The organism is Arthrobacter sp. KNU40 (assembly GCF_051515115.1).
Lineage (GTDB): Bacteria > Actinomycetota > Actinomycetes > Actinomycetales > Micrococcaceae > Arthrobacter.
Genome location: NZ_CP195850.1, coordinates 2,894,183 through 2,915,304, shown reverse-complemented (window position 1 = coordinate 2,915,304; position 21,122 = coordinate 2,894,183). Strand labels below are relative to the sequence as shown.

Below are 21,122 nucleotides of genomic sequence, written 5' to 3'. Positions count from 1 at the left end.
AATGACTGAAATCACTACTGAAAAGGCCCGCATCGGCGCGCCATCAGCCAAGCCGTTTATCGACGGATTCACCGAAGAGGGCGAGAACCTCTCACCGGTCAACACCGGTACCAACACGTCTTCCACCTCGGAAAAGACGTCGGAACAGGCGCCTTCGGCCGGACCGCTCGCGGGCGCCTCGGCCAAGAGCCACTCCCACGGCGGCGGCGTCGGAATTCCGGACAGTTCGCGCGCAGGTCGTCTGACCTCGTACAAGCTGGCTGACTTCAAGCCCCTCACCGGGTTGGAAGAAGACTGGCGCTTCACCCCGCTCAAGCGGCTTCGCGGCCTTCACAACGAGGTCCTCTCCGGTTCGGCACCGTCCGTCGCCGTTACCGCCCCGGAGGGCGTCGTCGTCGAGACCGTGGGGCGGGACGACAAGCGCATCGGCTCGGCAGCCATTCCGGAGGACCGCGTGTCCGCGAATGCCTGGGAGAACTTCACCGAGGCCACCGTCATCACGGTGCCCGCCGAGCTCCAGCTCGACGGCGAAGTGTCCGTCCTGCTGACCGGCACCTCCGCTGAAGCTTCCGCCCAGCACATCGTGATCGTGGCAGGCCGCTTCTCCAAGTCCCGGATCGTCCTGGACCACCAGGGCAGTGCGATCGTTTCGGAGAACGTCGAAATCCTCGTCGAAGACGGCGCGGACCTGACGGTCATCTCGCTCCAGGAGTGGAACGACGACGCCGTTCACGCCTCTTCGCAGCAAGCCAAGCTGGGCCGTGACGCCAAGTTCAAGCACATCGTAGTCAGCCTCGGCGGCGACGTCGTGCGCATGACTCCGTCCACGCGCTTCACCGGGCCGGGCGCGGAAGCCGAGATGTTCGGCTTGTACTTCGCCGACGCCGGCCAGCACCTCGAGCAGCGGCTTTTCGTGGACCACGCCGTGGCCAACTGCAAGTCCCGCGTGCTGTACAAGGGTGCCCTGCAGGGCCGCAACGCACACACCGTGTGGGTGGGCGACGTCCTGATCCGCAAGGAAGCAGAAGGCACCGACTCTTACGAGGCCAACCGCAACCTGGTCCTCACCGACGGTGCACGCGCGGACTCCGTGCCGAACCTCGAAATCGAAACCGGCCTGATCGAGGGTGCCGGCCACGCCAGCGCCACCGGCCGCTTCGATGACGAGCACTTGTTCTACCTCATGGCACGCGGCATCCCGGAGGACGTCGCCCGCCGTTTGGTGGTCCGTGGCTTCCTCAACGAGATCATCCAGCAGATCAAGGTACCGGCACTCGAAGAGCGCCTCACCGAAGCTGTTGAGCGCGAGCTTGCCGCGAGCGACAACTAATTCAAGCCAAGCAGGGAAAACAGACTATGAGCGAACAGCCACAAGGCGAACTGGTATGCAACGCCAACGAGATCCAGGTCAAGCAGGCGCTGCGCATCCTGATCGATGACTACCCCGTAGCCATCGTCAAGGACTCGATGGGACAGATCCACGCCATCGGCGACACCTGCTCGCATGCGGACATTTCTCTCGCCGAGGGTGAAATCGAAGGCTGCGCGATCGAATGCTGGGGCCACGGCTCCCAGTTCGATCTCCGCACCGGACAGCCCTTGCAGCTCCCTGCCTATGACCCCGTCCCGGTCTTCGCCGTCACCCTCGACGGTGATGACGTCTACGTGGACGTGACCAACGTTGTGAACGGCGCCTCAGTACAGAACTACTGAGCGCCAAGTGCCTAAAGACTTACGAAAGAAAGAAGAGCATGTCTACTCTTGAGATCAAGGACCTGCACGTCAGCATCGAGACGGAGCAGGGCACCAAAGAGATCCTGAAGGGCGTCAGCCTGACCATCAAGACCGGCGAGACCCACGCAATCATGGGCCCCAACGGTTCGGGCAAGTCTACCTTGGCGTCCACCATCGCCGGCCACCCGCGCTACAACGTCACGAGGGGCACCATTACTCTCGACGGCGAAGACGTATTGGCCATGAGCGTTGACCAGCGTGCCCGTGCAGGCGTCTTCCTGGCCATGCAGTACCCCGTAGAGGTTCCGGGTGTCACCATGACCAACTTCCTGCGCACCGCCAAAACGGCAATCGATGGCGTAGCACCTGCCCTCCGCACCTGGACCAAGGACGTCAAGGCGGCCATGCAGCTCCTCCGCATCGACGCCGACTTCGCACAGCGTAATGTCAACGAGGGCTTCTCCGGCGGCGAGAAGAAGCGCGTGGAGATCCTCCAGCTCGAACTCTTCAAGCCGAAGTTCGCCGTGCTTGACGAGACCGACTCCGGCCTGGACGTCGACGCGCTCAAGGTCGTCTCCGAGGGCGTCAACCGCGCCCACGCCACGGGCAACATGGGTACCTTGCTCATCACGCACTACACCCGTATCCTGCGCTACATCAAGCCGGACTTCGTCCACGTGTTTGTTGATGGCCAGGTCGTCGAAGAGGGCGGCCCTGAATTGGCCGACCGCCTCGAAGAAGAAGGCTACGACCGTTACGCCACGGGCGCCGGCGCAGCCACCATTGCTGCTGCCGCAGCAGCACAGGCCTAGTTAGGACTCCCGCCATGACCGAAATCAACGCGGCTCGCACCAGCCTCGAGGACGTCGAGGAGGCGCTCAAGGATGTCATTGACCCGGAACTCGGTGTCAACGTGGTGGACCTTGGGCTGCTCTACGGTCTGAAGTACTCGGAAGACGACGGGGCTCTGCTCATCGACATGACGTTGACGACCGCGGCCTGTCCGCTGACGGATGTCCTCGAAGAGCAGGTCGGCCAGTCGCTCGACGGCATCGTCGACGACTGGCGCCTCAACTGGGTATGGATGCCGCCATGGGGTCCCGAGCGGATCACGGACGACGGCAAGGACCAGATGCGGGCCCTCGGCTTCAACATCTAGGATTCCCCACCGCCTCCCTAGCCTCGCTTCGCTTCGGCCAGGGAACCCTCGGCGGCGGAGGCCCCTACTTACGACGGCCGGTCACCTTCCAGCGAAGGTGGCCGGCCGTCGTCGTACGCTGAGATATTGCCGATTTGGCGCCCCGAAAATGCACTATCGGAGAGATAGGCGTCACAGAAGGTGCTGGGCGTGCGGTGCGCGCTAAAATTCGATGATGCCTTTTCTGGACAAACTTCAGCTCTGGGCCGATGAACGCCCCGACGACACGGCCGTCGTCGTTGGCGGCAAGCGGCTCAACTGGGCTGACCTTCGGGACGCCGCAACCTTGAGCCTGGGGGAGACGGCCGCGACGACGGTACTTGCCGAGCCCAATTCCCTGGACTTCGTGGTGGCGTACACGGCCGCCGTGGCCGGCGAGCGGCGCTGCGCCGTGCTCGACCCGTTGTGGCCGCAAGCCATGATCGATGAGGTCACCCAGAGGATCGGAGAAGCCGGGCCCGCCACCGGCCTCCTGCCCGCCATAGGCGACGAGCTGGCCGACGGCCATGGGGACACCACGTTCCTGATCGGCCTGACGTCCGGAACCACGTCCGTTCCCAAGGCCTTCACCCGTTCACGGCGTTCGTGGCAGGTTTCGTTTGACGCCTCGATCGAATTCTTCGGTCTGACACCGGAGGACAGAACCCTCGCGCCCGGGCCGCTGGCCGCGAGCCTGAACCTATACGCCCTGTCAGAATGCCTGTACGCCGGGGCGGCCTTCCACACCATGGAGACCTTCGACGTCGGAGATGTCCACGCAGCCATCAGTTACGACGGCGTCACTCGCCTGGTCCTCGTGCCCACCATGCTGCGCCTGTTGAGCGAGCGCGGACTGGCGGGAGGCGTGGACGCATCGGGGGTGCGAAGCATCATCTGCGCAGGTTCGAAGCTGGACGCCCGGACCCTTGAGGCCGCCAGACGGTGGGCGCCCAATGCGGCCATTTTCGAGTATTACGGTGCGTCCGAGCTGAGCTTCGTTTCCGGAACGCGCCTTGCCGCCGGTGAACCGCTCGACGTCGGCGGCACGGGAATCGGCGGACCGTTTCCCGGCGTCGAACTCAAGATACTGGACGACGACGGCGCGGAGCGGCCCGAAGGGGCCGACGGGAACATCTGTGTCCGCTCCGGCATGGTCAGCAACGGGTATTTGTGGGGCGACGACGGCCAGGCGCTGCGGTGCTTTGACGGTTGGTACACCGTGGGGGACCAGGGCTATGTGGACTCCGGTGTCTTGCATATCCTCGGCCGTCGGTCCGACATGATCATCACTTCCGGGAGGAACGTCTATCCTCACGAAGTGGAGCTCGCCTTGGCATCGGTCCCCGGGGTCTCCGCTGCCCTTGCGGCCGGAATGCCCGACGAAGTCCGCGGCCAGAAAGTTGTCGCAGGAATCGTGCCCGCCTACGGTTCGGTGACGGCAACCCAAGTGAAGACCGGCCTGGACGGTTTGCTCGCGCGGGACAAGCGACCCCAGCGGTATTTCACGCTGTCCGAATTGCCCGTGACCGACCGAGGGAAGGTCAGCCGCCAGATGTTGCTCGACTGGATTGAGAACAACGATCCGCGGGTGAAACCCCTTGCCTAGCCGCGAGCCGGGCATCGGGTTGGACCCTTCGCGCCAACCGGTGATCATTGCCGCCCTGCGGACTCCTATTTGCCGCGCCAACGGACAATTGCAGTCGCTTCGCGCCGAAGAACTCCTCTCTCCTGTCCTCCGTTCACTCCTGACAGCCACGGGTGTTGCCGGTTCCGACGTCAGCGACGTCGTGATCGGCAATGCGGTGGGCGGAGGCGGAAACCTGGCCCGGTATGCCGCACTGCACGCGGGACTGCCCGTGGGGGTCCCCGGACTGACCGTGGACCGGCAGTGCGGTTCCGGACTCGACGCCATTGCCCTGGCGTCCCGGCTCGTGGCCGCGGGCGGCAATGGCATCTACCTGGCCGGAGGAGTGGAGAGTATCAGCACTGCCCCGCTGCGTGCCAGGCGAAATCCAGACTCCGACGGCGAGCCGGACTTCTACACCCGGGCCACCTATGTACCGCCCGAGTTCGGGGACCCGGACATGGGCGTGGCCGCCGAGAACGTGGCACTCGAGTGCGGCATCAGCCGCGAACAGCAGGACGAGTTCGCCCTGCGCAGTCACCAGCGGGCGGTCGCAGCCACTGCCGCGGGCGCGTTCGCCCCGGAAATTGTTCCCCTGGAAGCCGGGGGCGCCGTGCTACAGGCGGATGACGGACCCCGGGCATCCCTGAAGGCCGGACTCATGGCCCGCTTCCCGCCCGCATTCGTAACGGGCGGAACTGTGACAGCCGGAAACTCGTGCTTCGACGCTGACGCGGCCTCCGCCGTCGTGATCACCTCGCTGGAGCGGGCACGGGAACTTGGTGCCGCCGACGGATTGCTCGTCCTGGGCTGCGACACAGCAGGCGTGGACCCGGAACTGCTGGGCATCGGAGCTTCAGTGGCGGCGAAACGGTTGCTGGCCGAGCTTGATCTGGAGCCCGGGGAACTGGACCTCGTGGAATTCAACGAGGCATTCGCTTCGCAGACCCTTGCTTGCCTTGACGCGTTGGGTGTGGAACCGGCACGGGCGAACCTCGACGGCGGAGCGCTGGCCTTGGGACACGCCTACGGTGCGTCGGGGGCTGTCCTGGTGACGCGGCTGCTGGCCCAGGCCCGCAGGATGGCCGAAGAGCAGCCGGGCCGGGAGAGCCTGGCGCTGGCGATGATCAGCATCGCAGGTGGAATGGGCACGGCGGCAATGTTCCGGTACTCGCAGCTGCAGGAGGCTTGACCCGGACTAGTCGCCGGGCTCGCCAAGGCCGCGCGCGGCCAGGGCGTCGCCGGTCTGCCGCGCATAGGCAACCGTGGTGATGAAAACCGGCAAGACCAAGGCTCGGGGATTGCGTTCCAGGCCACGCGCCCGGGCCGAGTCACGGACATCCGAGAATGCGCCGGCAATGAATGGAAGGCTGCGCAGCATGATGGCGATGGTCAGCGCGAAGCGCTCAGGGTCCGCCCCGAAACGCTGGAAGGGCCTGGACAGGGCAACCACCCCGTCCAGCAGTGCCTGCACCGGAGTCGTGACCGTCAGTACCGACGCCGCGACCACGCAGACCAGCACATTGAGCACGATCCGCGCGGCAACGGGGCCGCCCAGCTGCCACCATTGGAAGGCGCCGATCGCAACGAGGATGGGCGTCACGAGCCACACGGAACGCGCGAGGCGTTTGAGTCCCGCGCCGCTCAGCAGGAAAAGTCCGCACATCACGGCAAGGACCGCGGCCGAGAGAAGCCAATCGACAATCAGGAACGATGCCAGGCCGCAGCCGGCAACGAGAAGGAACTTGAGCCACAGCGGCGTGCGGTGCACAATCGAGTTGCCCCGCACATAGTTGGGGATCAGGACCCCGCGGCCCCTCACGTCGCCTGCACCTTGGCTTGAGTGGATTCAGCGGCGCAAAGCGCGCGGTAGCGTTCGACCGCGACGGCTGCTCCGCCGTCGAACACTATCCGGCCGCCGTCCACCACCAAGGCGCGGTCCGCTTCGAGGGCGAGATCGAGATCGTGGGTGGACATGATGATCTGCTGCTCGAGGCCCGCAAGCGTCCGCCTGAGCAGCTCCCGGTTGCGCAGGTCCAGCAACGTTGAAGGCTCGTCGAGGACCAGCACGGCGGGATCCACCGCGAGGACGACCGCGAGGGCGAGCAACTGGCGTTCACCGCCCGAAAGCTCGTAAATACTCTGATCCGCGAGGTCCAGGATCCCGAACCGTTGCAGGACAGCTTCTGCCCGGGCGGCACGCTCTTTGGAATTCTTGATGGAACGGCGCAAGGAGAGTTCAACGTCTTCCCGCCCCGTTGGCATGACCAGCTGCGACAGGGGATCGGTGAAGACGAAACCCACCTGGCTGCGGACCTTGCGAACGTCCCGCGAGCTGTCGGCGCCGTTGACGCTGACGGTACCTTCGCTGGGAGCCACCAAGCCGTTGAGCAAGCGCAGCAGGGTGGACTTTCCAGACCCGTTGGCCCCGATGACCGCAATGCGTTGCTCTGTGAGTTCCAACGAGATGCCTTGCAGCAAAGTCTTGGGCTCCGCGCTGCCATCGACGGCTACGCGCACTGAGACGTCGCTCAGAATGATGGTGTTCATGAACTGATTGTTCCCGCTCTATTTGACGCGGCGGACCAGGATGTCCGGGAAGGCCTTGTGGAGCGAGACGGCGATGATCGCAGCAAGAACGTTCTTGATAGTGTCCCCGGGGTAGTAGGGAAGGTCGGCCAGGAACGCCTTGGCGAAGTCGAACTTGCCATTGACCATGAAGCCAAGCACTCCGAGGCCGTGAATGAGGACGATGGTGCTGATCATGGCTGCGGCAAAAAGGAAGACGGCGCGGTACTTGACGGTCTTGCGGATCACGATCGCCGCCAACCAGCCGGTGAGGGCCGCCGCCAAGGGAAAAGCGATGATGTAGCCGGCCGACGGTGTTGCCAGGATACCGAGCCCGCTCCGGCCCCCGCTGAAGATCGGCAGTCCCGCGAAACCGAGCAGGGTGTAAAGCCCGACGGCGGCAAAAGCCCGCCCGCCGCCTAGCACGAGGCCGGTTAGGACGACGGTGAGGGTCTGCAGGGTGATCGGTACGCCCAAGGCGCCGACCGGAATGCCTGGAATCAGCGTTGAGGCGGCCACGAGGGCCGCGAAGACGGCGATGAGGCCGATGTCCGTGGACGTCCATCGGGCGCGGGGAGAGGTTCGTCGCGTGGATGCGGTTTCGGTGCTGCTCATGGTGGGTCCTGTCTGTGCCTGGGGCGGAATGAATCCCCTGAGTCCGACACTACAGAGCAGCCTGACCCGGAATTTTGTAGGGTGTCCACGAGCAGCACGGCAAGGCCTTAGGGCCAAGGTACAAAGAGCGGCGCTGTTGGCGGCCGGAGCCGCCTTGCCTAAGCCTCGACGTCCTCTGCTGGTGGGGTGAAGCCCGCACGGTCCACCCTGCGGTGGTAATGCATGCCGGCCAGTCCGCCCAATGCCGCGGCGATGAGGGTCACTGCTGCCACTACGAGGGCGGCGATGATGCCGATGGTGCTCATCTGTCCCTCATTCACCGGAATCCTCGGGAAACTGTTCACGGTGGCGAGGATATTGAACCGCGGTCCGGCGAACAAGCCCAGCAACGCCACCAGCACGGCGACGATAATTGCCCAAAACCAGACCATGAACCCCTGCCTGATGCCGTTGAACCGGGCCATGCGTCCGGCAACGTAGCCGCCGCAATAGTAGGAGAGGAACAGGATCACCAAGAGCGCGATAATCCCAGCAACGCCGACGGGCTGTGATGATGCCAGGTTCGCTGCGTCACTGACATTCGCGTTGTTCGCGAGTCCGACAGCGATCCCAGCCGCCGCCACGAGGGCGACCAGCAGCACGGCCATACCCGTGGCGGTCAGCCAGCCGAAGAAGGCCGAGCCGATCTTGATTCCGCCGAACTGCTCCTTTTCGCGGGCGATGACGGTCTCACGGGTGGCGGCGTTTGGGTCTGAAGCGGGGGAAACCACGGGATAGCTGCTCGTGTTGCCGACGTAGCTGTCATCAGCGTAGGCGGGGCCATTTCCATGTACATCGTCCACCCGGTCCCGCCGTGGTTCGGCGGCGTACGGGATTTCATCCTGGCCCCCGTCAGCCCGGACGTGTTTACCATCGGATCCTGTTGCACTGCTCATTGAGAGTCTCCCTTGCAATCGTCCTACCTTCACCTAACCACGCGCCGAAAATAGTAGCAAGCGTACTTACTATTCCGGGACCATCCACGGGCACCCTGGCGCTGGCGAACGAGCGAGCTGGTGGGCGGTAGAATTGTAAAGGCCGTTTGTTCGGCCCCTCCACTTCAGCCGCGCCTTGACTTCCGGTGCTGCGGGTGTTCCCCATTGAAAGGCATCCCCCGAATTGATTACCGTCCAGGAACTCGAACTGCGCGCCGGCGCCCGCCTGCTCATGGACCAGGTGAGCTTCCGCGTGGACAAGGGGGACAAAATCGGGCTGGTGGGCCGGAACGGTGCAGGCAAGACGACCCTCACACGCGTCCTTGCCGGTGAGGGACTGCCCGCGGCCGGCAAAGTTGCCCGCAGTGGTGAGATCGGCTACTTGCCCCAGGATCCGCGGACCCCGGACATGGAGCAGCTGGCACGCGACCGCATCCTTTCCGCCCGCGGCCTGGACGTCGTGGTGGGCAAGTTGAAGCAGGCCCAAACAGACATGTCCAGCGAAGACGCCACGGTCCAGCGCAAAGCCATGAACCGCTACGACCGCCTGGAAACCGAGTTCCTCGCAGGAGGCGGCTATGCCGCCGAGGCCGAAGCCGCAGCCATTTCCTCCAACCTGGCCCTTCCCGAGCGGCTCCTGAACCAACCGCTCAAGACGCTCTCCGGTGGGCAGCGCCGCCGCGTGGAGCTGGCACGGATCCTCTACTCGGACGCCGAGACCCTCCTCCTGGACGAACCCACCAACCACCTCGATGCGGACTCGATCACCTGGCTCCGCGACTTCCTGAAGAGCCACCAAGGCGGGCTGATTGTGATCAGCCACGACGTGGAACTCCTCGAAGCCACGGTCAACAAGGTTTACCACCTGGACGCCAACAGAGCGCAGATCGACTTCTACAACATGGGTTGGAAGCGCTACTTGCAACAGCGCGAAACCGACGAGCGCGCCCGCAAGCGCGAACGCGCCAATGCCGAAAAGAAGGCCCAGGTCCTCATGGACCAGGCAAACAAGATGCGTGCCAAGGCCACCAAGGCCGTCGCTGCCCAGAACATGGCGAAGCGTGCCGAACGCCTGCTTGGCGGCCTGGAAGCCGTCCGCGAGAATGACCGCGTGGCAGCCTTGCGGTTCCCGGATCCCGCTCCCTGCGGCAAGACTCCGCTCACGGCAGAGGGTTTGAGCAAGTCCTACGGCTCACTGGAAATCTTCACCGACGTGGACCTGGCAATCGACCGTGGCTCCAAGGTGGTCATCCTGGGCCTCAACGGTGCAGGCAAGACCACCCTCCTGCGGATGCTCGCCGGCGTGGACAAGCCGGACACCGGCGACATCGTGCCTGGCCACGGGCTCAAAGTGGGCTACTACGCGCAGGAACACGAAACCCTGGACCACGACCGCACCGTCCTGGAGAATATGCGTTCATCCGCTCCGGACATGAAAGACGCAGAGGTCCGCGGGATCCTGGGGTCGTTCCTGTTCTCGGGTGACGACGTCGATAAGCCGGCGGGTGTGCTTTCCGGTGGTGAGAAGACGCGACTGGCCCTCGCCACGATCGTGGCCTCGAGCGCCAACGTGCTGCTCCTGGACGAACCTACCAACAACCTAGACCCCGCCAGTCGTGCCGAGATCCTTGGCGCACTGCGAAACTATTCCGGCGCCGTCGTGCTCGTCAGCCACGATGAAGGCGCCGTGCAGGCGCTGAACCCGGAACGCGTGGTCCTGCTCCCGGACGGCGTCGAGGACCACTGGAACGAAGACTACCTGGACCTCATCACCCTCGCTTAGGGCTGAGGGTCCGGGCATGTCGACGCCGTCAGGATATTTCCCACCCGGTCAAGGCATTTCCCACGGCACAGAGGCAAGTGGACGGCCTAGTTCTATGTAGCTTTTCAGATTGGACATGACCGCAGACCAGCCGCGGCCTGCAATCGCCAATTGTTCATCGTCGGCGATGTTCCTGTGATGGACCGTCAGCCTCGCGATTCCGTCATGTGACTCGATGGTGAAGGTGACCACGTCGGGCTTCACCACTGCTGGAACCGCGGGATCCTCCCACGTGTTCACGAGGCGCGACGGCGGCGTTGCTTCCAGGATGGTCCCCACGACGTCCGCGGTTCCGGAGCCGTCCGTGCGCTGGTGTTCCCAGCGCGAACCTGCCTTCCAGTCCGAGACATTCGCGTGGCCCCAGTACTCGGCGCTTTGGGCTGCGTCCGTCAGTGCCGTCCAAATCTGGTCCGGGGTGCCTTCGATGTACGTGACGTAGGTGTATTCAGCCATGCTCACCAGCCTAGCCCCAGGCCGGATCAATGACCCGGTGGACCACCGATTCAGCGGACCTTGAGGGGCTGGGCGGCCGTAATCCGCTGGAGTTCGCTGTAACTGATGGAGAACATCGAGTTATGGTCACCCGCGCCTGCCCAAAGCAGAGGATGCTCCTGGAGCGAAATGTCGAGGATCGTTCTTATGGGCTGCGGGTGTCCGAGGGGAGCTACGCCACCTACGGCCTGACCGGTGTGTTCCAAGACGAAGTCCGGGCTGGCTCTGCGGATCCTGGCTGTCCCCAAGGACGCCGCTACCAAGGCGGTGTCCACCTTCGCGGCCCCGCTCGCGAGAATCAACAGGGGAGCACCGTTGAGTTCGAAGACCAGGCTGTTGGCGATGGCCGCAATATCGCAACCCAGCAAGGAAGCAGCCGCAGCGGCGGTGGGGACATTGTCGTCGAAGGTGCGCACGGTGTCTTGCGCACCGGCCGCGGTCAGGGCTGACTTAACATTCAGCACGGGGGCCGGGATCGTTTCAGTAGCCTTGTGCATCCAGGATGGCGTCTTCCTCTTCTTCGGCCGTTGGCCGCTTTGATTTCCGTGGCGCGGGTGCCTTGCGACGAGGCATCGCGCTGATTTCTTCTTCCTCGTCCTCGGCATCAATCCGGGCATTGCGGGCCTGCTGCCTGGCTGCGTAGCCGAAACCGACGAACATCAGCACGCCGAAGGCGAACCACTGCAAAGAGTAGGAGAGGTGCGTGCCCTCGTCCGTTGCCGGCTTGGCGAACGGCGCGGGCATCGCCTGGACGGCGGGCGACTCAGTGGCGAGCTGCCCGTAGGCGCCGGTCATGATGGGATAACCAAGCTCCGTGGCAAAGGAAGGAAGATCGATGGATGCCAGCTGGCCGTCCACGGCGCCGCGGCCCAGATCCGGTTCAGAGGCCTTCAGGCGGGCGACGACGGTCACCTCGCCGGCCGGCGGGGCCGGGATGCTGTCGGGGTGGCCGGGAGTCTTGTTTCCGATGGGCAACCATCCGCGGTCAATCACTACCGCTTCGCCGCTCGACAATCGGAACGGGACCACTACTTCGTACCCCGGCTGGCCGTTGAGGGGGCGGTTACGGACGACGCGTTGACCCGAAATGTCATACCTGCCGTGAAGCTCGACTTGTGCCCATTCCCGTTCGGGGTCCAGGGACTGGAACTCCGCCTTGGCGGCGGAGAAGGGAAGGGGAGTGGCCGAGTAGTTGGTGACAACGCGGTTGATCTCGGCCAGCGTTTCGGCCCTGCGGTCCATTTGCCAGCGGCCCAGTAAAACGCAGCCGGTGGCGAAGATCAGGGCCAGGACGAAATAGCCCAGCCACTTGCTGGAAAAAAGAAAGCGGTACATTCAGCGGGCCTCGCCTGATTCAGTGGTCTTCGCGAACGGTATGGTCTCTTTCCAAAGATCGCGGGTCTGCAGGTAGTCTTCCAACCATGCCCGGTGCTCCTCGCAGGACAGCCACACCTTGCGGCGCTCGGGAGGGTGGATGCGCGGATTGTTCCACAAGAGCTGCCACGTAGCTTCGGCGCGGCATGCCTTGCGTGAGCAGACAGCCGGAGGCGTCTCGCCCTGGCCGGCATGCTGCTCATTCTCCAGCCCAAGGCCGCCCATAGTGAAGATATTCATGACGCCGCCTGCTCTTCCCCGTCGAGTGGATATTGGCGCTTGCTGGCGCCGGTGTTGTCATCTGGTTCCGGGCGGGAGGCGTCCTGATGCGTGGAGTCGTTGTCGTCGATGAGTTCGCCTTCCAACACGGTGGCGGGCGCCTCGGCGGGCTCCCCTTCTGCAGCTGGTGACGCTTCCAGCTCGACGGCCGGGACGTAGTCCAGCAAGGCGTCGCTATGGACTTCGGCCTTGTCGCTGCCATTGGCGATCACTACGGCAATCCAAGGCAGGAACACGGCCCCTGCTACCGCGATGATCTTGAACCAGCCATCCACCACGAAAATGAGCAACAGGCACACCAAGCGGATACCCATCGCCAAGGCGTACTTGATCATTCGTTCGCGCATGTCGTCCGAGTGGGCGGCAGCGGCGTCGGTAATGCTGTGCACCACGGGGTCACCTGAAACGGCGTCCGGGTCCCCGGGCGCCTGCAGGGGACTGTTATCTCTTGTCACGGCTGATTCATCACGCTCCAACGGCTTCCCTCAATTCTCTCACTCCGGAACGGGCCTCCCAAACCGCGCCGGGCGCAGCTGCCCGCGGCCAGGGGCACCCGGCGGCTAAGATCGATGCAGGAAATCACCCACTTTCAAGCGGCACAGTCCTGTCGCGGAACTCTGGAGAGCAGCATGTCTGAAGCAGTATCAACCGCCCGCAGTGTCCTCATCACGGGCGGAAACCGGGGCATCGGCCTGGCGATCGCAGAGTCATTCCTCGCCAACGGCGACAAGGTCGCCGTGACGTACCGCAGCGAAACGCCCCTCCCTGAGGGCATCCTTGGGGTCAAGGCCGATGTGACGGACGAGGCCTCGCTTGACGCGGCGTTCAAGGAAGTCGAGGCTGCCCACGGGCCCGTGGAGGTTTTGGTAGCCAACGCCGGCATCACCAAGGACACGCTCCTTTTGCGCATGAGCGAGGACGACTTCACTTCCGTCATCGACACCAACCTCACAGGTGCCTTCCGGGTCATCAAACGGGCCTCGAAAGGCATGATCCGCATGCGCAAGGGCCGGGTTGTGCTGATCTCCTCCGTGTCGGGCCTCTACGGCGCCCCGGGACAGATCAACTACTCGGCCTCGAAGGCGGGCATGGTGGGCATCGCCCGTTCCCTCACACGGGAACTTGGCAGCCGTGGCATCACGGCCAACGTGGTCGCACCGGGTTTCATCAACACGGACATGACCGCCGAGCTTCCCGAAGACACCCAGAAGGCGTATTTGGCGAGCGTTCCGGCGGGCCGCTTTGCCGAGGCTTCCGAGGTCGCTAACGTGGTCCGCTGGATTGCCAGTGACGAAGCCGCATACATTTCCGGTGCCGTCATCCCCGTGGACGGCGGCCTGGGCATGGGCCACTAGGTCAGGGTTCCCGCTGGCATGATTGACTCGGGACTAATAGAACTTGGATGTTTTGAACAAGTTGGACGCTTTGAATAAAGGAGCACGAATGGGACTGCTGGACAACAAGACGGCAATCGTCACCGGTTCTTCACGCGGCATCGGCGCTGAAGTAGCCAAGATGCTGGCTGGCGAGGGCGCCGCCGTCGTCGTCAACTACCGCCAAAAGGCCCCCCGGGCCAACAAAGTAGTGGGCGAGATCCAGGCAGCCGGCGGCCGTGCAGTAGCCGTCGGCGCTGACCTGACGACGCAGGAAGGCGTCCAGGCGCTGGCGAGTGCGGCCATGGAGGAATTCGGTTCGCTGAACGTCCTCGTGCTCAACGCTTCGGGCGGGATGGAATCCGGCATGGAGGAGGACTACGCCCTCAAGCTGAACCGTGATGCCCAGATCAACATGCTCAATGCCGCTGTTCCGCTGATGCCGGAAGGCTCCCGCGTGGTCTTCGTCACGAGCCACCAGGCGCACTTCGTCGAGACTGTTCCCACGATGCCTGAGTACGAGCCCGTTGCCCGCAGCAAGCGCGCCGGCGAAGTCGCGTTGCGCGAACTGCTCCCGAACCTGGCCGAGAAGGGCATCTCGCTCGTAGTGGTTTCCGGCGACATGATTGAGGGCACCGTGACGGCGACCCTGCTGGACCGCTCCAACCCGGGAGCCATTGAAGCCCGCCGGGCCGAGGCCGGCAAGCTGTACTCGGTGGAGGAATTCGCCGCCGAAGTGGCAAAGATGGTCACTGCCGACGTGGAGAGCGGCCACACCGAGTACGTCGGCGGCGCCGACTACTTCGGCAAGAGCGCTTTTTAGATTGCAAACACGAAAAAGCGGCCGGGGCAATGCCCCGGCCGCTTTTTCGTTGCGCGTGAATTCCCGCCTAAACGCCGGCGATATGCCGGACCGCGTCCAGGTACGGCATGTTGATGGCGGCATCAGCTACCGCCCTGACGGCAGGCTTGGCGTTGAACGCGACACCGATGCCCGCTGCGCCCAGCATGTCGAGGTCGTTCGCGCCGTCGCCCACTGCGATGGTGTGCTCAAGGTCGATTCCCTCGGCGGCTGCCCACTCACGAAGGTACTTCTCCTTGGCGGCGCGGTCGATCACGTCGCCAAGGACCTTGCCTGTGAGGAAGCCATCAACGATTTCAAGTTCGTTTGCGATCCAGTAGTCCAGCCCGAGTTCCTTCGCGATGGGCCGCAGGATCTGGTTGAAGCCGCCGGACACCACCGCCACCGCATGGCCGGCGGCCTTGAAAGCAGCCACGAGTTCCGCCGCGCCCTCGCTCAGGCGCACCTCGGCACGGACGGCGTCGACGACGGTGGCCGGCAGGCCTGCGAGGACCGCCACCCGGGCGTGGAGGCTTTGCGCGAAGTCCAGTTCGCCGCGCATCGCGGCCTCAGTCACGGCCGCGACTTCCTCGCGTTTGCCGGCGTGCGCGGCCAGCAGTTCGATGACTTCCTGCTGGATCAGGGTGGAGTCCACATCCATGATCAGCAGCTTCCGTGAAGCGTCACGCAGCGCGTCGGCGACGATAGCCGTGTCCATGCCTGGCGCCGCGGCGTCGGCGACCCTGCGCCGGAGGCCCGACAAGTCGGCGACGGTAGCGCCGTCAACGGCCAGGCCAATGGTGTAGACCCCAAAGCGATCGTCCCCCGAGCGCGACTCCGACGTTAAGGAAGCCCCCGAGCCGGACAGCACCTTTCGCAGGTGTTCAAGCTCCGAAAGGGACAAATTCACGCCATAGCTGACCGCGGTCAAGTTCGAACTCATGGCTGCAATCTTAGCGAGCGCGGAACAGCCGCCCGAACTCGTGTTTCATTCAAGGCGCCCCGCAAACAGTGTGACCGGAGTTCCGGTTATCTATCGCCCCTATTTTTGTCCTAGTGTCTACTCCTATGAGTGATGTTCTTGAATTGGCTTCCGTCAGCGTTGTCCGAGGTACCAAGACCCTGCTGGACAAGGTTGACTGGCAGGTCAATGAAGGCGAACGCTGGGTCATTCTCGGTCCCAACGGTGCCGGCAAGACCACTCTGCTCCAGATCGCCGCCGCCCGCATGCATCCCACGAGCGGGAAAGCCGGGATCCTTGACGAAACGCTGGGCCGGGTGGACGTCTTTGAGCTCCGTCCGCGCATCGGCCTTTCCTCCGCGGCCCTGGCCACCCAGATCCCGGAGCAGGAAAACGTGCTGAACGTCGTGGTCACCGCTGCCTACGGCGTGACCGGCCGCTGGCGTGAGGGATACGAGCGCGACGACGAGCGCCGGGCCTTCGGCCTCCTCAACGAATGGGGCATGGGTCCTCTGCTGAACCGCTCCTTCTCCTCGCTTTCCGAAGGTGAGCGCAAGCGCGTGCAGATCGCCCGGGCGCTCATGACCGATCCTGAGCTGCTCCTGCTCGACGAGCCGGCTGCCGGCCTCGACCTCGGCGGACGGGAAGAGCTCGTCCACAAACTGGGTGAGCTCGCCCGCGACGAGGATGCTCCCGCCATGGTTCTCGTGACGCACCACCTTGAGGAAGTTCCTCCGGGGTTCACCCACGCCATGCTGCTTCGCGACGGCGGGGTGGTTGCCGCGGGACCCATCGAAGAAGTCCTCACGGCAGAACACCTCAGCAACACCTTCGGCCTTCCCCTGGACGTGACCGAAAACTCCGGCCGCTACACGGCCACCGCCCGCCGCTAGGCCGGGGCAGCGAGAAGCAGTGGAGATCCTTAGCGGCATCCTGATCTTTTTCGCGGGCTTGTGGGCCGGAACCATCAACAGTGTGGTCGGCTCGGGAACGCTGGTGACGTTCCCGGTCCTCATCGCCCTAGGCTATGCGCCTGTCACGGCGACCATCAGCAACGCCATGGGGCTCGTGGCAGGCAACGTAACTGGGGCCTGGGGCTATCGTCACGAACTCCGGGGCAGGGGACGGCAGTTGCTCAGGCTCTTGCCGGCGTCGCTGCTTGGTGGCATCACGGGTGCGTGGCTGCTGCTGCATCTCCCGGAGAAGGTCTTCTACTACGCCGCTCCCATCCTGATCGTGGTCGCGCTGCTCATGGTGCTCTTCCAGCCCAAGCTCCAACGGTGGGTCCAGGACAGGGCCGGCAACCCGGAGCACGCCATCCACGACAAGCGGCACACCGTAATCCTCGTGGTGTTGGTGTACCTCGCCGGGGTCTATGGCGGCTATTTCGTGGCGGCCCAAGGTATCCTGCTCGTCGGCATTCTGGGTGTTTTCATGACGGGCACCATCCAGAACGCCAACGCCATGAAGAACATCCTGGTGCTGGCCGTCAACGTGGTGGCAGCATGCTCCTACCTCCTGTTTGCCTTTGGCCGGATCGAATGGCCGGTGGTGGCAGTCATCGCGGTCAGTTCATTGATCGGCGGACTGGTGGGCTCCAAAGTGGGACGGCGCTTGAAGCCCCTTGCGCTGCGAATCGTGATCTTCGCGCTCGGCATCGTGGCGCTCGGCTTCATGATCGCCAACTTGTTGAAATAGGAACCCGTGACTTTCCACTACCTTGAGTCCGCCGACGACCCGCGCGTTGCCGACTACACACAACTGACGGATGTCCACCTCCGCAAGCTCCGCGAGCCTGCGGAGGGCATGTACATCGCCGAATCGTCCAGGGTCCTGCGACGCGCCCTCGCGGCCGGCCATCAGCCCCGATCCTTCTTCCTGGCGGAGAAATGGCTGGAAAACCTCGACGACGTTTTCCAACAGTTCCCGGAGGTTCCGGTCTACATCGGCAAGGCTTCCTTGCTTGAGGAAATCACGGGATTCCATTTGCACCGGGGTGCCATGGCGGCTATGCATCGGCCCGCGCCCGTGCCTCTCGAGGAACTTCTCGCCGATTGCGTTCGTGCGCGAAGGCGATCAAGGATCGCAGTGCTTGAGGACCTTACCGATCATACGAATGTAGGAGCCGTGTTTAGGTCAGCCGCAGCGATCGGCGTCGACGCCGTGCTGGTGTCGCCTCAGTGTGCCGATCCGTTGTACCGGCGCTCGATCAGGGTCAGTATGGGCACAGTTTTTCAGGTGCCGTGGACGAGGATCGACCCGTGGCCAGCTAGCATCGAACAGCTGAAAGAGGCGGGCTACTTCGTGGCAGGCATGTCCCTGGGCGAGGGAGCCATCACTTTGGATGAGCTGGTGGCCCAGGATCATCAAAACCTGGTGCTGGTTTTCGGAACCGAAGGCGACGGGCTGAAGCCCGAGACAGATCAATTACTTGATGCCCGAGTGACGATTCCGATGATGAACGGCGTCGACTCGCTGAACGTTGCTGCGTCGTCGGCCGTCGCGTTCTACGCGACGAGGTAACCAATGGCCGGCAGGATAATCTGAGACGGGTCAGCACGCACTGACTGTACAGTGCATGCTGACCTGTTGTGGTGCCCTTCGATCAGTCGGCTGCGTAGAAGTTCCGGTCCCACCGGTGGGCGCGCAGCTTCCCTACCTGGTCTGCCGGGAGGCCGCGACCGTCGGCGACCTTGGCATTCCGGCACGTCGGCGTCGCTGTCACAGATCGGGCGCGGGCGGTGTCTTCATGTCATAGGACCCAGAACCGACCCGCAGGAGGAGTCATGACCAGCAGGATCCCGGCCGCAGAGATCACCGGTTTCTACGGCGTACTCATCAAGAAGTTCAGCGCGAAGATGTTGGGCAAAGTCCCGGAATCGTTGGGCGTCATGTGGCACAACCAGCCCGTTCTCAAGGCATCCATGGGCTTCGGACAGAAGCTGCAGAAAGCTGTGACGAGTCGCTGAAGTCCTACGCGCACATGGCCGTGGCCTCACTCATCGGTTGCACGTGGTGCCTGGACTACAACTACTTCATGGCCCACAACCACGGCCTCGACCTGGAAAAGGCACAGCAGATCCCGCGCTGGCGTGATTCCGGGGTCTTCACGCCCCTGGAGCGGGACGTGCTGGACTATGCCGAAGCGATGAGCACGACCCCCGTAACGGTCACTGACGAGCTCGCTGCCCGGCTGCTGGAGCAGCTCGGCTCACCGGGCCTGGTTGAGCTGACCAGCGTTATCGGCTTTGCCAACCTCACGACCCGCGGCAACGTCGCCCTCGGCATTGAGTCCGAGGGTTTCGCGGATGCCTGTGGCTTGAAGCCGCTCGCGGCACGAAGCGGCGCGCGGTAGCGTGGCGGGCATGAGCAGCTCCGGCGCCACCGACAGCTTGGACCTTTTCGTCACTCATCGCAGCCTGCTCTTCACCGTCGCCTACGAAATGCTCGGCTCCGCCGCCGATGCCGAGGACGTGGTGCAGGAGGCCTGGCTGCGATGGTCTGACCTGGGCACCGGAGCCCGCGCGGAGGTGCGTCACCCTCGGGCCTATTTCGCCCGTATCGTCACCCGCCAGGCGCTCAACCGCCTCCGCGCACTGTCACGACGGCGGGAGGATTACGTCGGGGAATGGCTGCCCGAGCCCCTGCTCACCGTGCCGGATGTCGCCGAGGACGTGGAACTGGCCGAAAGCGTCTCGATCGCCATGCTCACGGTTCTCGAATCCCTCACCCCTGTGGAGCGGGCGGTCTTCGTACTACGGGAGGTTTTCGACGTGCCCTACGAGGAGATTGCCGAGGCCGTGGGCAAGTCAGCGGCCGCGGTGCGCCAGATCGTCAGCCGTGCGCGCTCTCATGTGGCCGCCCGCCGCCCCCGCATGCGTGTGGACCGCAGCGAGCAGCAGGAAGTCGTCGAACGGTTCCTGGCGGCGGTCACCACCGGGGATGTGCAGGGCTTAATGGATGTGTTGGCGCCTGACGTCGTACTCATCGCCGACGGCGGCGGCGTCGCGCAGGCGGTTCGGGTGCCGGTGTACGGTGCGAAGAAGGTAACAAATCTGCTGCGGTCCTTCCCAGAGGCCGCGCTCAACCCGAGAATCGCTCTGCTCTGGCTCAACGCCGGCCTCGGCATACGGATCGACGACGAAGCAGGCGGTCCGTCACTCATCAGCCTGGTGGTGGAGGACGGCAGGATCGCACGAATCTTCGCCATGCGAAACCCGGACAAGCTCGGCCACTTGGAAGAGGAGACCCAGCTGGTGCGCTAGCCGCTCAGACCCTCCATTGCGATCTCGGCGCAAGTCGGCGTGGCCTCGTACAGCTAAAGTGGGATCCACCGCTCCATATGCGGACTTCTGCGACAAAGTGCAGCATGATTCTTTGGCTGGGGTCTGCTGTCTCTTCGCCAACTCGAGCCCGCGGTTCCGACCCGTCGAACACTAGACGGGCGAGCCAAGCAACAGCCGGGGCTCTGCCCCGGTCGGGCACGCCCGCGACTGCGCATAACGCACCAGGAGAAACATGCTTGTCTTCCGGTACGTCTACAGTGCTGTATTCGTCTTCGCAGTGTTCTGGGCGATCTTCCTCGAAGACCTCCCTGTCTTCGGGCGGCTCGTCTTCCCGCTCTTTGTGCTCATTCCTCTGATCCTCAACGAAATACAGATCCAGAAGACGCGGAAGCCGAAAGCAGAACTCCGCTCACACGAGGCAAAGTCCCTGACGGACGACGTCCACCACGACTACAGGGAAGCAAACTAGCCAGGACACTTGCAGGCACTCCTGACAGGCGCGGCCAATGAGGAGACCGCCCCCGCGGCTGACCTCGGTTCGTATGGCCCCGCCGCTTCCGCTATGATTGGTTGTTGGCCCGACCGCTGAAATTTGCAAATGGAAGCAACGGACCACCTCCATTCATACCTGGCAGCTGGCAAAATCCAGTTGCGTGAACAAAAGGTCCCATTATGAAGTCTGATATCCACCCGAAGTACGAAGCTGTTGTTTTCAACGACCTGGCTTCCGGCGTCAAGTTCCTGACCAAGTCCACCGTGTCTTCTTCCAAGACCATCGAGTGGGAAGACGGCAACACCTACCCGGTCATCGACGTCGAAATCTCCTCGGAGTCCCACCCGTTCTACACGGGCAAGCAGCGCATCATGGACTCTGCAGGCCGCGTCGAGCGCTTCAACGCTCGCTTCAAGGGCTTCGGCGGCAAGAAGTAATCAACTTCACCTCCAAGCTTCTGTGAAAGCCCGCACCCGCCGAATCATCGGTGGCTGCGGGCTTTTGCGTTT

General features: G+C 63.8%; 27 protein-coding genes. 17 read left to right on the top strand and 10 right to left on the bottom strand.

Translation table 11 applies throughout. The features are described 5' to 3' along the window. The first annotated feature begins 1 nt into the window (after nucleotide 1). The 6 genes from sufD to ACSKT0_RS13450 all read left to right on the top strand — a co-directional run bounded on the left by sufD (nucleotide 2) and on the right by ACSKT0_RS13450 (nucleotide 5,727). Nucleotides 2-1,330: a Fe-S cluster assembly protein SufD gene (sufD, locus tag ACSKT0_RS13475; protein ID WP_437770256.1), complete on the top strand. Its 1,329-nt coding sequence runs from the start codon at nucleotides 2-4 to the stop codon at nucleotides 1,328-1,330. A 26-nt stretch (nucleotides 1,331-1,356) separates the two neighbouring features. Next, entirely contained in the window at nucleotides 1,357-1,713 is a 357-nt protein-coding gene (locus tag ACSKT0_RS13470) for a non-heme iron oxygenase ferredoxin subunit (protein WP_184735328.1), read from the top strand. Between the two features lie 38 nt (nucleotides 1,714-1,751). Further along, nucleotides 1,752-2,546, top strand: coding sequence for a Fe-S cluster assembly ATPase SufC (sufC, locus tag ACSKT0_RS13465; RefSeq protein WP_265977540.1), 795 nt, complete (start codon nucleotides 1,752-1,754; stop codon nucleotides 2,544-2,546). Nucleotides 2,547-2,560: 14 nt separating this feature from the next. After that, on the top strand, nucleotides 2,561-2,893 hold the full coding sequence (locus tag ACSKT0_RS13460) for a metal-sulfur cluster assembly factor (protein ID WP_234749426.1): 333 nt from the start codon (nucleotides 2,561-2,563) through the stop codon (nucleotides 2,891-2,893). Between the two features lie 214 nt (nucleotides 2,894-3,107). After that, nucleotides 3,108-4,517, top strand: a complete 1,410-nt coding sequence (locus tag ACSKT0_RS13455; RefSeq protein ID WP_437770255.1) for a class I adenylate-forming enzyme family protein — start codon at nucleotides 3,108-3,110, stop codon at nucleotides 4,515-4,517. Then, on the top strand, nucleotides 4,510-5,727 hold the full coding sequence (locus ACSKT0_RS13450; RefSeq protein WP_437770254.1) for a thiolase family protein: 1,218 nt from the start codon (nucleotides 4,510-4,512) through the stop codon (nucleotides 5,725-5,727). The genes ACSKT0_RS13455 and ACSKT0_RS13450 overlap by 8 nt, the downstream gene beginning before the upstream one ends. A 6-nt stretch (nucleotides 5,728-5,733) precedes the next feature. On the opposite strand, the gene ACSKT0_RS13445 is transcribed toward ACSKT0_RS13450, so the two are convergent. The 4 genes from ACSKT0_RS13445 to ACSKT0_RS13430 all read right to left on the bottom strand — a co-directional run bounded on the left by ACSKT0_RS13445 (nucleotide 5,734) and on the right by ACSKT0_RS13430 (nucleotide 8,653). Further along, the gene (locus ACSKT0_RS13445) at nucleotides 5,734-6,357 is read right to left on the bottom strand and encodes an energy-coupling factor transporter transmembrane component T family protein (protein ID WP_437770253.1); all 624 of its coding nucleotides are present in this window, start codon (nucleotides 6,355-6,357) and stop codon (nucleotides 5,734-5,736) included. Further along, nucleotides 6,354-7,085 (bottom strand): energy-coupling factor ABC transporter ATP-binding protein, encoded by a 732-nt coding sequence (locus ACSKT0_RS13440; protein ID WP_437770252.1) that lies wholly within the window; start codon nucleotides 7,083-7,085, stop codon nucleotides 6,354-6,356. Before ACSKT0_RS13440 ends, ACSKT0_RS13445 begins: the two co-directional genes overlap by 4 nt. An 18-nt stretch (nucleotides 7,086-7,103) precedes the next feature. Further along, nucleotides 7,104-7,718 carry a biotin transporter BioY gene (locus ACSKT0_RS13435; RefSeq protein ID WP_437770251.1) on the bottom strand — a complete coding sequence of 205 codons (615 nt, stop codon included), beginning with the start codon at nucleotides 7,716-7,718 and terminating at the stop codon, nucleotides 7,104-7,106. Nucleotides 7,719-7,876: 158 nt separating this feature from the next. Beyond that, on the bottom strand, nucleotides 7,877-8,653 hold the full coding sequence (locus tag ACSKT0_RS13430; RefSeq protein WP_437770250.1) for a YrzE family protein: 777 nt from the start codon (nucleotides 8,651-8,653) through the stop codon (nucleotides 7,877-7,879). Nucleotides 8,654-8,876: 223 nt separating this feature from the next. Between ACSKT0_RS13430 and ACSKT0_RS13425 the strand changes: the two genes are divergently transcribed. Continuing rightward, nucleotides 8,877-10,475 (top strand): ABC-F family ATP-binding cassette domain-containing protein, encoded by a 1,599-nt coding sequence (locus ACSKT0_RS13425; protein WP_437770249.1) that lies wholly within the window; start codon nucleotides 8,877-8,879, stop codon nucleotides 10,473-10,475. A gap of 48 nt (nucleotides 10,476-10,523) precedes the next feature. Here ACSKT0_RS13425 and ACSKT0_RS13420 read toward each other — a convergent pair whose 3' ends face one another. Genes ACSKT0_RS13420 through ACSKT0_RS13400 form a run of 5 tightly spaced genes read right to left on the bottom strand, consistent with a single transcriptional unit; the run spans nucleotide 10,524 to nucleotide 13,135 of the window. Next, nucleotides 10,524-10,967, bottom strand: coding sequence for an SRPBCC domain-containing protein (locus ACSKT0_RS13420; RefSeq protein WP_437770248.1), 444 nt, complete (start codon nucleotides 10,965-10,967; stop codon nucleotides 10,524-10,526). A 50-nt stretch (nucleotides 10,968-11,017) separates the two neighbouring features. Next, a complete protein-coding gene (locus tag ACSKT0_RS13415) occupies nucleotides 11,018-11,503 on the bottom strand; it encodes a YbaK/EbsC family protein (protein WP_437770247.1) in 486 nt (161 codons plus the stop codon). Continuing rightward, nucleotides 11,487-12,341: an SURF1 family cytochrome oxidase biogenesis protein gene (locus ACSKT0_RS13410; RefSeq protein WP_437770246.1), complete on the bottom strand. Its 855-nt coding sequence runs from the start codon at nucleotides 12,339-12,341 to the stop codon at nucleotides 11,487-11,489. Before ACSKT0_RS13410 ends, ACSKT0_RS13415 begins: the two co-directional genes overlap by 17 nt. Then, the gene (locus ACSKT0_RS13405; RefSeq protein ID WP_437770245.1) at nucleotides 12,342-12,620 is read right to left on the bottom strand and encodes a hypothetical protein; all 279 of its coding nucleotides are present in this window, start codon (nucleotides 12,618-12,620) and stop codon (nucleotides 12,342-12,344) included. Further along, the gene (locus ACSKT0_RS13400) at nucleotides 12,617-13,135 is read right to left on the bottom strand and encodes a DUF3099 domain-containing protein (RefSeq protein WP_437770244.1); all 519 of its coding nucleotides are present in this window, start codon (nucleotides 13,133-13,135) and stop codon (nucleotides 12,617-12,619) included. Before ACSKT0_RS13400 ends, ACSKT0_RS13405 begins: the two co-directional genes overlap by 4 nt. A 153-nt stretch (nucleotides 13,136-13,288) precedes the next feature. Between ACSKT0_RS13400 and ACSKT0_RS13395 the strand changes: the two genes are divergently transcribed. Next, nucleotides 13,289-14,014, top strand: a complete 726-nt coding sequence (locus ACSKT0_RS13395; protein ID WP_234749389.1) for a beta-ketoacyl-ACP reductase — start codon at nucleotides 13,289-13,291, stop codon at nucleotides 14,012-14,014. 88 nt (nucleotides 14,015-14,102) lie between these two features. After that, the gene (locus ACSKT0_RS13390; RefSeq protein WP_437770243.1) at nucleotides 14,103-14,855 is read left to right on the top strand and encodes an SDR family oxidoreductase; all 753 of its coding nucleotides are present in this window, start codon (nucleotides 14,103-14,105) and stop codon (nucleotides 14,853-14,855) included. A 67-nt stretch (nucleotides 14,856-14,922) separates the two neighbouring features. Here the strand turns inward: ACSKT0_RS13390 and serB are convergent, their stop codons facing one another. Beyond that, nucleotides 14,923-15,816, bottom strand: a complete 894-nt coding sequence (gene serB, locus ACSKT0_RS13385; protein ID WP_437770242.1) for a phosphoserine phosphatase SerB — start codon at nucleotides 15,814-15,816, stop codon at nucleotides 14,923-14,925. A 125-nt stretch (nucleotides 15,817-15,941) separates the two neighbouring features. On the opposite strand from serB, the gene ACSKT0_RS13380 reads away from it, so the two are divergent. The 8 genes from ACSKT0_RS13380 to ACSKT0_RS13345 all read left to right on the top strand — a co-directional run bounded on the left by ACSKT0_RS13380 (nucleotide 15,942) and on the right by ACSKT0_RS13345 (nucleotide 21,050). Then, the gene (locus ACSKT0_RS13380; RefSeq protein WP_059389255.1) at nucleotides 15,942-16,727 is read left to right on the top strand and encodes an ABC transporter ATP-binding protein; all 786 of its coding nucleotides are present in this window, start codon (nucleotides 15,942-15,944) and stop codon (nucleotides 16,725-16,727) included. A 19-nt stretch (nucleotides 16,728-16,746) separates the two neighbouring features. Further along, nucleotides 16,747-17,532 (top strand): sulfite exporter TauE/SafE family protein, encoded by a 786-nt coding sequence (locus tag ACSKT0_RS13375; RefSeq protein ID WP_059389254.1) that lies wholly within the window; start codon nucleotides 16,747-16,749, stop codon nucleotides 17,530-17,532. Nucleotides 17,533-17,538: 6 nt separating this feature from the next. After that, nucleotides 17,539-18,357, top strand: coding sequence for a TrmH family RNA methyltransferase (locus ACSKT0_RS13370; RefSeq protein ID WP_437770241.1), 819 nt, complete (start codon nucleotides 17,539-17,541; stop codon nucleotides 18,355-18,357). 263 nt (nucleotides 18,358-18,620) lie between these two features. Next, a complete protein-coding gene (locus ACSKT0_RS13365; RefSeq protein ID WP_437770240.1) occupies nucleotides 18,621-18,803 on the top strand; it encodes a hypothetical protein in 183 nt (60 codons plus the stop codon). A gap of 14 nt (nucleotides 18,804-18,817) precedes the next feature. Next, complete coding sequence (locus ACSKT0_RS13360; protein ID WP_437770239.1) at nucleotides 18,818-19,189, top strand: carboxymuconolactone decarboxylase family protein; 372 nt, start codon at nucleotides 18,818-18,820, stop codon at nucleotides 19,187-19,189. Nucleotides 19,190-19,199: 10 nt separating this feature from the next. Further along, a complete protein-coding gene (locus ACSKT0_RS13355; protein ID WP_437770238.1) occupies nucleotides 19,200-20,099 on the top strand; it encodes an RNA polymerase sigma-70 factor in 900 nt (299 codons plus the stop codon). 253 nt (nucleotides 20,100-20,352) lie between these two features. Beyond that, on the top strand, nucleotides 20,353-20,589 hold the full coding sequence (locus ACSKT0_RS13350) for a hypothetical protein (RefSeq protein WP_437770237.1): 237 nt from the start codon (nucleotides 20,353-20,355) through the stop codon (nucleotides 20,587-20,589). Nucleotides 20,590-20,792: 203 nt separating this feature from the next. Beyond that, nucleotides 20,793-21,050 (top strand): type B 50S ribosomal protein L31, encoded by a 258-nt coding sequence (locus ACSKT0_RS13345; RefSeq protein WP_009358283.1) that lies wholly within the window; start codon nucleotides 20,793-20,795, stop codon nucleotides 21,048-21,050. Nucleotides 21,051-21,122 lie beyond the last annotated feature (72 nt).